This window comes from Sorangium sp. KYC3313 (assembly GCF_052075895.1).
GTDB classification, from domain to species: Bacteria; Myxococcota_A; Polyangia; order Polyangiales; family Polyangiaceae; genus Sorangium; species Sorangium cellulosum_B.
Genome location: NZ_CP197255.1, coordinates 8179680 through 8191986 on the forward strand (window position 1 = coordinate 8179680; position 12307 = coordinate 8191986).

Sequence of the window (12307 nt, forward strand, 5' to 3'; positions counted from 1 at the left end):
GATCACCCCTCCTTGAGGGCGAGCGTCACCGCCCGCAGCGAATCGAGGAAGTAGGGGAAGCGCCAGAGATGGGGCAGCTCCTCGCGCGGCGGCAGGTTCCCGCCCTCGTCACGGAAGCGCACCACGAGCCGGCCGCCCTGCTCCTCGATCCACGGAATGGCCCCGGCGCGCGACTTCATCACATAGCGGTTCTGCTCGAGCAGGAGCTGGACCGCCGACGCATAATCGCCGGCGCCGAGCCGCTCCCCGAACCGCACCCAGCGCTCTCCCGCTGCAGCCTCACCGGAGGCGACGCCGATCTCGGCCTCCAACGCCTGCACGCCTTCCACGTCGATCGTCGTGACGCGCGGGCCCCAGCGCTCGCGCAGCGCCGCGACCACCTCGGCGGTGGCGGCCTCGCCTCGAGCCAGCAGGAACGAGAAGAGCAGCGAAGCGGGCGCCATCAAGGACTCCGCGTGACGGATCCGATCGAGCTTTTGTGCGAGCACGCTCCCCTCGCCCCGGCGGGTCCGCGCGGTCTTGACGAGCTGCCCGACCGCGGGCGGGCTCCAGGCAAAACCGGACCCGGCGAAGGGCGGATCGAGGAGCAGGCCCGCGAGCTCGCGCTGGCGGCCGTCGGTGCGATCCTCGGGGCCGCCATAGACCAGGCTGTCGCAGTAGAACGCGCGCTCCTTCGCGAGGATTCGGCGCTTGAGGACCCGGGCCACCCCGTCGACCAACCCCGCGTCCTTTCCCCGCAAATCGAGGCGCGTCGCTGGATTGCGGAGGATGTTGACGAGCGCGCGGCCGTCCCGGCCCGCGCCTTCCGCGAGCACGGGGAGGTACATCCGCTCGACGAAGTCCCGCGCTGCGGGCGTGAGCCGGGGAGGATCCGACTCGACCAGGCCCGAGGACCGCGCGGGGACGGTGTAGAGACCCCAGAGGCCGTAGATCTTCTGGTCGCTGAGGATCTGCCAGGACCGGTCGGCCGATAGGGTGATCTTCGGACCTTCGCTCAGGTTCCGGGTGACGCGCTCGACGCCGCGGAAGGAGAAGTCCTCGTTGACCGCGGCGCGGGCGTAGGCGGCGAGCTGCTCCCACTTGAGGAATGTGGCGAGCTCCGTGCCGCTGGCGCCGGCTTCGGCGACGCGCTCGACGAACCAGTAGCCGAGGATCAGCGTCGTGAAGTCGCGGACCGAGCTGCTCACGGTCGTGAGGTTGTGGATGACGTGGCGGCCGAGGCGGGTCCAGATGGCCTGGATACCGAGCGGGTCGCGAGAGCCCTTGACAGCGGCGCGCTCGTCGAGATCGGTGAGGAAAGGTGCCATGGTCCTCATCAGGGGAAGCGCACGGAAGCTCGGCGTCGGTCAGCGCGAAGCCGATGGAACGATCGTTTGGAGGCTGCGCGTCGTCGCGCAGCCTCGACCGGAGGACGAGGGTACCGTCGCCGTCACGAAGATTGCCAGGGCCGGCGCGGCCGCCGGTCGCGTTTTCCAGAAAGCCTTGAAACGACCATCGCCTGGACGCCCTTCACCTCGTCCAGCCGAGCGGCTAGTGTTGCGCCCCTTCGCCGCCATCCCCGGGCCAGCCGGCCGTGATGGTGGCACCACGCAGGGGAGCGCACGATGAGCAGCCTGACGCAAGCTACCACGACGCAGCCTGACGTACCCGACCGCGCCCGGTACTACACGGCCGCGCTCCGGGCGCTCCGCTTCGTCGAACGGCGCGCGCCCACCACCCGCCGCTTCGGCAGCGAGGCCGACGCGCGATGGGGCGCCTTCCGTGGCAGTCTCACCACCGCGGATCGACTCGACCTCCTGCTGCGCGACGCCGACGCGCACTGGCCCGCCGCGTTCGGCGCTCGCAACGTGTTCGCGCTCCGAGCGGCCGCCGAGGACGAGGCGTTCGGCGCCGGGTGGAGTCCGCTCGATCCCCTCGACGCCGAGGAGCTCTGGCGCAAGGTCCTCGCCGAAGCGCCGCCGGAGGGGGTCCGGGAGACCCTGCTCGCCGCCGCGTCGTCGTGGGATCTGCATCTCGACCCGCCCGAGGTCGGCACGATCGCGCCCACCGACAAGCTGCTCGTCGTGGGGCCGAGCGCGGTCGCCGCCGTCGTCACCGCGTTCGCGGCAGGCAAAGACCTCGATTGGGCCGACCAGGTCGTCTGCGTCGCCACGCCGCCTGCCCACCGGCAGCTCGCCGCCCTCGGGGCCGCGCTGCTCAATGAGACCAAGAAGCCCACCGCCCTCGCCTCGCCCGCCGGCAAGACCACGATCAGCGCGGGCCGCCGCCTCGTCCTCTCGAGCGACGCCGCGCCCGGGGACGCCACCTGGGCGCGCGCCGCCGCCGCGCCCTGACGGAGCTCGACATGCTCGCAACCTCACGAATCGAGCTGGTGGGAGAGTCGCCCCACGCCCACGAGGTGGAGGCGATCCAGTTCGCGATAAGCGAGCTGCCGAGCTCCGATCCGTACCGCGTCTGGGGCCTGGTCGAGCTCCTCGAGCCGACCACCGGGCGCCTCTACGAGATTGACCTCCTCGTGCTCGGGTACTCCGCGCTCTACCTCGTCGAGATCAAGAGCGGTCCCGGCAAATACGAGGGCGACGTCGTCGACTGGTACCGCACCCCGCCGGACGGGCTCCGACGCTGGATGGAGCCGCCGCTCCGCCTCGCGAACCTCAAAGCGAAGATCCTCAAGAGCCGCCTGCGCTCGAAGATGAAGAATCCGGACCGGGCTCCCCGGGTCGAGCCGCTGATCTTCCTCAGCAGCCCCGAGGCCGAGGTGCGCCTCGGGAGCGACGGCCGCCTCGCCGTCGTCGGTCGCAAAGAGCTCCTCGCCGCGCTCACCCGGCACGAGTTTCCCGGTGCCCCGCCGGGCTGGCGCGCCGAACGTATCGACCACCCGCTCGCCGCGGACATCGCCCAGGCGCTCGCCGCGATCGGCATCCGCAAGCGCAAGGGCAAGCTCTACGCGGGCGCGTACGAGCTCGGTCCGCTGCTCGACGACGGGATCTTCCAGGCAGGCGGCGCCGACGACGACGCGTCGGCTCCCTCGGGCTACCAGGACCGCCTCGCCACCCACCGCGACACCCCGGGCTTGAATCGCCGGGCGCGCGTCTACCTCGTCCCGCAGCAGACCACCGTCGCGCGCCGCCAGTCGCTTCGACGCGCGGCCGACCGCGAGTCCCAGCTCCTCTACAGCGTCCGCGAGCACCCGAACGTGCTCACCTTCGTCGACTACATCACCGACGCTCCGCTCGGCCCCACGGTCCTCTTCGACGCGTTCGAAGGCGGCGTGCCGCTCGACGCGTTCCTCCGCCAGAACGCCGATCTCCCGTTCCCCGAGCGGGTCACCCTGGTCGAGCAGATCGCCCGCGCGCTCGCCTACTGCCACAAGAAGGACGTCCGCCACGGCGCGCTCGGCCCGCACGCGGTGCTCGTACGCCGCGACTCGGCAGGCCTCCTGCAAACGTGCCTCTTCAACTTTCAGCTCGGGGCCGGCCAGCAGGTCCGCAGCACCGTCCACTGGTCGGCGCTCACCTCGACGCCCTGGGCGGTCTATCAAGCGCCCGAGCTGCGCGAAGAAGCCGGGGGGCCGACGCCCGTATCCGACGTCTTCAGCCTCGGCGCGCTCGCGTACTTCATCTTCACGGGGCGGCCTCCGGCGGCGAGCGTCATCGATCTCGACGCCCGCCTCGCCCGCGAGCACCACCTCGATCCGCGCACCGTCGACGACGACGTCGACACCAGGAACCTGGCCGAGGTGATCATCGCCGCGACCAAGCGCTCGGTCCCCTTGCGCTACGACGACGCCGGCGAGTGGATCGAGCTGCTCCTCGCAGAGATCACCCCCCGGGCACCCGTGCCAGAGGCGATCGAGCTCGACCCGCTCGAGGCCCGCGCACGGGACGTCCTCGCCGGCGGCCTCGTGGTGGAGGCCGTGCTCGGTTATGGCGCGAGCTCCCGCGCGCTCCAGGTCCTCCGCGCTTCGGACAGCCGGATCTATGCGCTCAAGGTCAGCCTCGCGCCCGAGCACGACGAGCGCCTCGTCGAGGAGGCCAGGATACTCCGCGAGCTCGAGCACCCGCGCATCGTCCGCGTCGTCGAGCAGCGCTCGATCGCCGATCGCGCGTGCCTGCTCCTCACGTTCGCGGGCGAGCAGACGCTCCAGCGCTTCCTTGCGCTCGAAGGCACCGTGTCGCTCGATTACGCCAGCCGCTTTGGCGAAGACCTGCTCTCGGCGCTCGAAGAGCTCGAGGACAAGAAGATCATCCACCGCGACATCAAGCCTGCCAACGTCGGTGTCGGCGGGCCGGGCAAGGGCGCGGTGCACCTCACCCTCTTCGACTTCTCGCTCGGCCTCGCGCCGCTCACCGAGCTCGGCGTGGGCACCGCGGCGTACCGCGACCCGTTCCTGCGCCAGCGCGGCGCCTGGGATCCGGCCGCCGATCGCTGGAGCGCAGCGGTCACCCTCCACGAGATGCTCACCGGCGTGCGGCCGACCGTGACCGAGAGCGCGTCGCCCGACGGCGCGGCCGTCCCCAGGACCACGCTGGCCGCGGAGCGGTTCGATCCGGCCGTCCGCGACCGACTCGTGGCCTTCTTCGAGAAGGCGCTCACCCCCGACGCCGAGCTGCGCTTCTCCTCGGCCCGCGAGATGCGGCGCGCCTGGGTGGCGATGGCGGGGTTCGACGCGCCCGCGGCCACGACCGTCGCGCCGGTCGCCGGCCCCTCCGCCGACGCCGCCGCCGGCGCGGCGCGGAGCCCCACCGCCGAGCAGGCCACCGCGGCCCCGGAGCCGGTAGAGCTCACGCCGGAGCAGCTGGCCGCGATCCGCCCCGAGACCCCGGTGGAAGCCCTCCCGCTCTCCGCCCGCGCGCGCAACGCGCTCGATCGGGCCGGGGTCCTGTCCGCCCGCGATCTGCTGGAGCTCCCCGACAACCGGATCTCGTCGGTGCGCGGCGTCGGCCGCCGCGTCGCGGTGGAGATCCTCGGCCTGCGCAACCGCGTGAAGGCGCTCGAGGCGCTCGCGTCCGTGGCGCCGACGCCGTTCTTCGCCGCCGGCTACCGCGGCGAAGACGTCCACCTCGCGACGACGAAGCTCGCGCCGGCGCTGGTGGCCGCGCTCGGCGACGCGGGGCTCCACGGCCTCCTCGCCGTCGCCGCGGCGCCGGCCGCGCAGGTCAACGCCGTCGTCCGGCGGGCCGGGTTCGAGACGGCGGAGCTCACCCAGCTCATCGAGCGGGAGAGCCGGGCCGCCGGCGATCGCACCCGCCCGCCGACGCTCGAGGCATGGATCGCCGCCCTCCTGCCCGCCACGAAGAAGCGGACGGCGTACCTGACGTCGCTCTACGGCCTCGCCGAGCCGTTCACGTCGCGCCTCGACGTCACGGTGCGCGAGGTCTCGGCCCACCACAAGGTCACGACTGCGAACATCTACCTCGCGCTCGGGGCGGCACGCGCGGCCTGGGCGAAGCACGGCGCCTTGGGCGAGCTGCGCGATCTCGGCCACGCCCTCCTCGACGAGACCGGCGGCGCCCTCCCGATCGCGCGCGCGGCCGAGGCGATCCTCGCGCGCCTCCCGCACGATCGGGCGGTCGCGGAGCCTCTTTCCCGCGCCCGTGCGGCGGCGCTCTTCCGGATCATCGATGAGGTCGAGCACGGGCATCCCGGCCGCCTGCAGGTGATGCGCCTTTCGGGTGGCTCGATCTGGGCGCTCGCCGACGAGGCGCTCAAGACCGTGGTGGAGGCGCTGGGGCGCGTCGCCGACGAGCTGGCGGGCCGGGCGATCCTCGCGTCGCCGGGCGAGGCGGCGCGCTGCTTTGCCGAGGTGGTCCGCGACACCCCGCTCGCGGCGCTGGCCGGAGAGCGGCTCGCCGAGATCGCTGCGGCGGCCAGCCGGTACGCGGCGCGCTCGACCCGCCTCGAGATCTACCCGCGGGATCTGCCGCCGGAGCGCGCCCTGGCCCTGAGCGCGGCGGTGCTGGTGAGCGGGCTGCCGCCGGAGGAGATCCAGAAGCGGGTCAGCGCGCGCTATCCGGACGCCGCGGCGTTGCCGGAGAGACCGGAGCTCGACGCGCTGCTGAAGGCGCACGACCTGGTCTGGAACGGGCCGGCGGGCTGCTATCTCCGGGCGGGCGAGGGCCAGCGCACCGGCCATGCGACGACGGGCGTGGCGCTGCCGCGGCTGCCGACGGCGCCGACGGGGCAGCCGCTCGCGATGGATGCGGAGGCGATCCACGCCCGCGCGTTCGACGAGAAGATCGCCCACGCGCTCGACCGCCGGCTGTTCCGGGTGCTGGGCGTGCTCGCGGACTCGGCGAGCCAGGCGGCGCTGATGCTGGCGCGCCGCGCGGGGACGGAGCCGACGTCGTTCGACACCGAGCTCATCGGAGCGATGAAGCGGCAGATGGAGAAGCTCGGGGTGAACCCGGCGGTGGTCCACGACGCTGATCGCCAGGGGCCAGCGGGGGCGACGTGGCCGAACCTGATCCACCTCGCGGAGCTGGCCGCGGCCGAGGTGGCCGATCGGCTGTTGCCGCCACGGAAGCCGCTGGTGCTGGTGTCGCCGGGGCTGCTCGCGCGCTACCGGCTCACGGGCTTCCTGAGCCGGCTGATCGAGGCCTCGAAGGAGCGCGACGCGGCGGCGATCTTCCTGCTCGTGCCGGCGCACGACGCGGGCGGAGTGCCGCTGATCAACCAGGAGCTCCCGATCCGCGGGATCCTGCCTTCGGACGGGCTGTGGGTCTCACCCTACTGGCTCACCAACAAACACAACGCCGCCGCCTGAGAGCGAACCGACCATGGCCGCCCGACGCAAGAGCACACAGAAGAACCCCACGGAGATTGAAGGGCAGAGCGATCCGAAGGCGCCGCTCGACAGTGCCCGATTGCTGACGGCAGCGAGGCCGGTGTTGAAGCAGCTCGCCGAGGATCTGCTCAAAAGGGCGAAAGGGTCGCAGGCCGTCACCGCGGCGCTCGAAGCGCGGCACAAGATCGAGCAAGAGCAGCGTCGGACAGCGGATCCGTTCGTCGTCTGGCAGACGAACCTGGTGGACCAGGTCGCGGCGGCGTGGCTGCTCTCGTGCGTCTTCGTCCGGACGCTGGAGGACCGGGGGCTCCTGGGCGGAGCGCGGCTCGCGGGGCCGGGCGCGGCGGATAGCCAGCGGATCTTCTTCGAACTGGCACCGTCACTCGGGGAGCGGGACTACCTGCTCACGGTCTTTCGCGAGCTCAGCCATTTCCCGGCGGCGCGGGACCTGTTCGATGCGAAGCACAACCCGGTGTGGCTGTTGACGCCTTCGGCGGAGGCGGCGAAGGCGCTGCTCGGGCTGTTCCGGTTGCCGGATCCGGAGGCGCCGACGTTTCGCTTCGGGCAGGAGGACACGCGGTTTCTCGGGGATCTGTACCAGGACCTGAACGAGGTGGTGCAGAAGCGGTATGCGTTGCTCCAGACGCCCAGGTTCGTGGAGTCGTTCATCCTGGATAGGACCCTGGAGCCGGCGATCGAACGGTTCGGGCTCAACGAGACAACGGTGATCGATCCGACCTGCGGGAGCGGGCACTTCCTGCTCGGAGCGTTCGATCGGCTCTACGAGCACCGGCTGCACGCGGAGCCGGGGCTGGGCGAGCGCGAGGCGGCGCGGAAGGCGCTCAATGCCGTGTATGGGGCGGATATCAACCCGTATGCGGTGGCGATCGCGCGGTTCCGGCTAACGCTGGCGTACCTGGAGAAGGCGGGGTTCAAGCGGCTCGCGGGGGCGCCGGCGTTGCCGCTGCATCTGGTGGTCGCGGATTCGTTGCTTCATAACGCGCAGGCGCCCCAGGCGAGCTTTCTGGAACTCGAGGGGCAGTCGGCGGAGCGTTGGGAAGGCCAGGCGTATGCGCTGGAGGACGAGGGGGCGGCGCGGGATGTGTTGCACCGTCGGTTTGCCACGGTGGTGGGGAACCCGCCGTACATCACGGTGAAGGATGCGGTGCTTCGGGAGCGGTACCGCGAGATGTATGAGTCTGCCGCGGGGAAATACTCGCTCGCTGCCCCATTTGCGCAACGCTTTTTCCAGCTGGCACGCGACGGCGGCAGCGTCGGGATGATCACGGCGAATTCGTTCATGAAGCGCGAGTTCGGGAACAAGCTCATCGAGAAGTATCTACCGACGGTGAACCTGGAGCTGATCGTGAACACCTCAGGGGCGTACATTCCCGGACATGGAACGCCAACGGTCCTTCTGTTCGGGACCGGCGAGGCAGCCCAGGGGACTGACGCCTTGACCGTGCTGGCGAAGCGCGGTGAGCCCACGACCCCAGAGGTCCCAGCGCAAGGCCTCGTTTGGCGGAGCATCGCGGATCATTGGAGCGAGATAGGCTTCGAGAACGACTATATTTCGGTAGCCCGAGTGGCGCGTTCAACGCTCGCGAAGCACCCGTGGAGTCTCGGAGGCGGCGGCGCGGCGGAGCTCAAGGAGTTGCTTGAGGAACGAGCCAAGGCGCGCCTGGGCGAAATCACAGACAACATAGGAATCGCGTCATTCACTCTCGAGGACGACGTCTACCTTCGACCAAGGGAAGCGTGGCTAAGGCTTAACGTTCCCGAGACGCGGCTCCGGGCCATGGTTATTGGAGAGGCGATTCGCGATTGGTCCATCGGCAAAGTTGACGACGCCTTCTTTCCCTACGACGATAACCTCTTGCCCATAAGGCCATCAGACCCAACCTTAACTGCTCTATGGCCCCACCGAACAAACCTGTCGAACAACATATTATTCGGCGGCAAGAGAAAAATCCAAAGTGGACTCAAATGGTACGAGTTCGGTCGACTGACTGCAGACAAGCTGCGTACCCCGCAAACAATCACATTCGCCTTCGTCGCCACGCACAACCACTTCGTCCTCGACCGCGGCGGCAAGGTCTTCAAGCAGTCAGCGCCCATCATCAAGCTCCCCGAGACCGCCACCGAGGACGACCACCTCGGGCTGCTGGCGTACCTCAACAGCTCGACGGCGTGCTTTTGGATGAAGCAATCGATGATGAACAAGGGTGGGAGCGGAATAGGCCGGGGTGTCCAGGATGAAGCCTGGGAGGCTCGATTTGAATTCGACGGCACCAAGCTCTCCACTCTCCCGCTCCAGATCGTCGAGCGCGGTTCGGACATCGCGCGCAAGATGGAGGAATACGCTGCGTCCCGCGAAGCCTGCATGCCGGCCCGCCGCATCGCCGAGTACACCCCGGGCGCCGGTCTCTCGCTCGCGGACACCCTTGCGAGCTCCGCCCAGCTCGCCGAGCTCACCCTCGCCGGCATGGTCTCCCTGCAAGAAGAGCTCGACTGGCTCGTCTACGAAGCCTTTGGTCTCCTCACCGAAGAGGATCTCGCGCTGCTCCTACCGGCCCGGGAAATCGGGGTCCCCGGCTTCCCCAGGCTCATCAACATGCGCCCCGAAGAGGTCCACCGCCGCGGCCTCTTCCCCGGTCATCGCCCGTTCGAGGTCGTCCTGGCTCGCGACACGCTGACTTCGGAGACCAAGACTTCCTGGTTCAGCCGCAACGGCTACCGCTCGCCCTCCGAGATCAAGGAGAATTACGCCCCCTCTTATCTGCGTCTCCTCGAAGCCAGGATCCAGATCATCGATCGGAATCCCATGATCCGCCTCCTGGAGCAGCCCGAGTACAAACGCCGCTGGACGGTGCGCGACTTCGAGGCCGAAACACGCGCGTCCGCGCGACTCTCCGTCGTCACCGCGCTGGAGCAGATCATCGCTGGCACGGTCGAGGTGCAACGCGCGACGGCTCTGGTGCAGAGCGCGCTGCGGAACGCCACCGCGCTTCGCGAGGTGGCGGAGCTCCTCGGCAAAGGCGATGGGATGCAGCAGGCGAGCAAGGAGATGCTCTTGCCGACCGCGGCGGTCCCCTTTCTCTCGGCCTACCGCTACACCGATCCTGGTCTCGAAAAGCGCGCTCTCTGGGAGCAAACCTGGAAGCTTCAGCGCGCCGAAGACGCAGGTGAGAAGGTCGGCGAGATTCCCGTCCCGCCCAAGTACGACTCCAAAGACTACCGCGATGCCACGACCTGGAGCCTCCGCGGCAAGCTCGACGTCCCCAAGGAGCGCTTCATCAGCTACCCCGGCTGCGAGAGCGATCAAGACGGCGAGCCAGTCTACGGCTGGGCCGGCTGGAACCACCTCCAGCAAGCCCAGGCGCTCGCCGCCCTCTACCAGAAGCGCAAGCAGGAGGAGGCCTGGGGCAAAGACCGCCTCACCCCGATGCTCGCGGGCTTGCTCGAGCTGCTCCCCTGGATCAAACAGTGGCACAACGAGCCCAGCGAGGAGTTCTCCGGCATGCGCCTCGGCGACTTCTTCGACGGCTTCCTCGACGGCGAGTGCCGCAGCCTCGGCATCACCCGCGACGATCTCCGCGCCTGGCGCCCGGAGGCCAAGCGGCGCGGCAAGGCCGCCGGCAAGCACAAGAAGGCCTCGGACGTGGACACCGAGAAGAGCGCGGCGGATGAGTAAGACGAGAAAGGCCTCGCATCCTCGGGCGCGGAAGACGCCCGTCGCGACGGCCTCGCACGCCTATGCCCTGGAGCAGCTCTACACCGATCAAGATCGCGACTGGGTCATCGACGCGATCCCCGCCGTGCTCGCCTGGGTGCCTGGGACGAGCAAGGCCAGGTCCACGCAGCCATTCGCGTTCTTGGTCGAGCACACCGTGGCAGGCGCCCCGATGCAGCTCGTGGCGATCGAGCTCCGCTGGAACGTCGCCAGCTTGCAGGCCCAGGACGCGACGGTCGCGGATCGGGCGCACAGGCTACGTACCGGAAGGACGGTACAGCGCGAGCATGTCACCGAGCTCGCGGCCTATGGCCTGACGTTCGTAGCGATGTCGGTGCTGATGCCGGGCACGAGGATCAAGCACATGCGCAAGGGCCTCCCGCCCGATATCCTGTTCGACGTCACGCCCGGAGCGGTTCGAGGCGTGGAGACCGCAGGGCGCTCCACAGGCGGGCGATCCAAGCTGATCGAGGTCCGAAACGGCGCTCCGGCCACGACGAACCCGGCCACGTCTCTCGGCAAGCTGTCGCAGCTGAAGGCGCGGAGCGACGTCGCCGAGGCGCACCTTTCGCTCTGGTGCGCCTCGCCGCGGATCGCGATCATGGAGCAGGTGAAACCATGACCCTGGTGACCGACGTGTACGAGCTCAACCTGGCGACGAGCGGCAAGCTCAAGCTGCGAGCGACCGCTCACCTGGCCGAAGGCGGCGCGGCCCCGACCTTCGAAGCCTGCGTGCTGCTCCATGAAGCGGCACGGATCGAGCGGCGCGCGGTCGATGCGCTGCCACGCTGCCCGCCTTCCACGCGCCTCGCCGCCTCGATCGAGGAATGCTGGTGCCTCGTCGAGGGACGCGACCCCCCGCGAGCCGGCGGCGCCTGGGGACACGTGCTCCAGGACCTGGGACGCGTCGACGGGACGACCGCGACAGCCATGCTCGCGCGCCTTCGTCCGCGCCACGAAGAGAGCGAGCGCCAGTTCAGGAAGCTCCTTGCAGGCTGCACCCACCTGGTCCGACTCCGGGGGAGCGGCGCGCTCGTCCCCCCGACGAAGGAGGAACAACGCGCGGTCCACCGCGATGTCGAGCGGGTCCTCGAAGCCTTCCCCGGCGCGATCAGCTTCTGGTGGGCGAGCTACCGGCTCCTCGAGGCGATGGGCGACAGGAAGGGAGCGTGGACGTCGCTCGGAAAAGCGCGGCGCCTCGATCCCGAGAATCGGCGCTTCGAGGCCATGAGCCTGCTGCTGGCGGCTCGATCGCTTCCGGAGGAGGCCGCCGACGAGATCCTCGGTCGCGTTCGCGGCTCGTCCGACGAGCTCGGGGCCGAGACGTATCTCATGTACGCGCTCGCGGAGATCGAGCTCGCGAAGAAGGCGACAGCCCCGAAGGAGCGATGGTTACGCGCCCTGGACGCGGCCAACGCCGGGCTCACCCAGGCGCCCTCCGAGGGGCTGCGAAAGAACCTCAAGGCGACTCAGCTCCTCGTCACCGCGCTCCTGGCCGGCAAGGAGCCGACGCTCGACATCCTGTACCTCGCCGGCCTCGGCGAGTCGGCCACCACGGCGCACTCGACGCGAAACGTGGTCGACCTCGTGACCCTGCTGGCGAGCCGCAACGTCGCGGCCCATGAGTCCGTCGCCCACGCAGCCTGAGTGCAACCGCGGCGAGGCGCAGCCCGGACACCAGAGCGCGCCCCCTGGGCGCGATGGTGGGCGTTCGTCGATGCCGCGCTCCTGGCCGGGACATGGTGCGCCGGCACGACCAGGGCATCGACCAAGGCCACCCGGCGCTG

The 12307-nt window shown here is 69.9% G+C and carries 6 protein-coding genes; 5 read left to right on the forward strand and 1 reads right to left on the reverse strand.

Going from position 1 to position 12307, the window contains the following annotated elements; all coding sequences use genetic code 11:
- Positions 1-2 precede the first annotated feature (2 nt).
- Positions 3-1307, reverse strand: a complete 1305-nt coding sequence (locus ACSRUE_RS31505) for a hypothetical protein (protein WP_441286824.1) — start codon at positions 1305-1307, stop codon at positions 3-5.
- 297 nt (positions 1308-1604) lie between these two features.
- Between ACSRUE_RS31505 and ACSRUE_RS31510 the strand changes: the two genes are divergently transcribed.
- The 5 genes from ACSRUE_RS31510 to ACSRUE_RS31530 are packed head-to-tail and all read left to right on the forward strand — an operon-like array spanning position 1605 to position 12167.
- Positions 1605-2333 (forward strand): hypothetical protein, encoded by a 729-nt coding sequence (locus tag ACSRUE_RS31510; protein WP_441286825.1) that lies wholly within the window; start codon positions 1605-1607, stop codon positions 2331-2333.
- 11 nt (positions 2334-2344) lie between these two features.
- On the forward strand, positions 2345-6766 hold the full coding sequence (locus ACSRUE_RS31515; protein WP_441286826.1) for a protein kinase domain-containing protein: 4422 nt from the start codon (positions 2345-2347) through the stop codon (positions 6764-6766).
- Positions 6767-6779: 13 nt separating this feature from the next.
- A complete protein-coding gene (gene pglX / locus ACSRUE_RS31520; RefSeq protein ID WP_441286827.1) occupies positions 6780-10481 on the forward strand; it encodes a BREX-2 system adenine-specific DNA-methyltransferase PglX in 3702 nt (1233 codons plus the stop codon).
- Positions 10474-11142: a hypothetical protein gene (locus tag ACSRUE_RS31525; protein WP_441286828.1), complete on the forward strand. Its 669-nt coding sequence runs from the start codon at positions 10474-10476 to the stop codon at positions 11140-11142. Before pglX ends, ACSRUE_RS31525 begins: the two co-directional genes overlap by 8 nt.
- Positions 11139-12167, forward strand: coding sequence for a hypothetical protein (locus tag ACSRUE_RS31530; RefSeq protein WP_441286829.1), 1029 nt, complete (start codon positions 11139-11141; stop codon positions 12165-12167). Before ACSRUE_RS31525 ends, ACSRUE_RS31530 begins: the two co-directional genes overlap by 4 nt.
- The last annotated feature ends 140 nt before the right edge of the window (positions 12168-12307 follow it).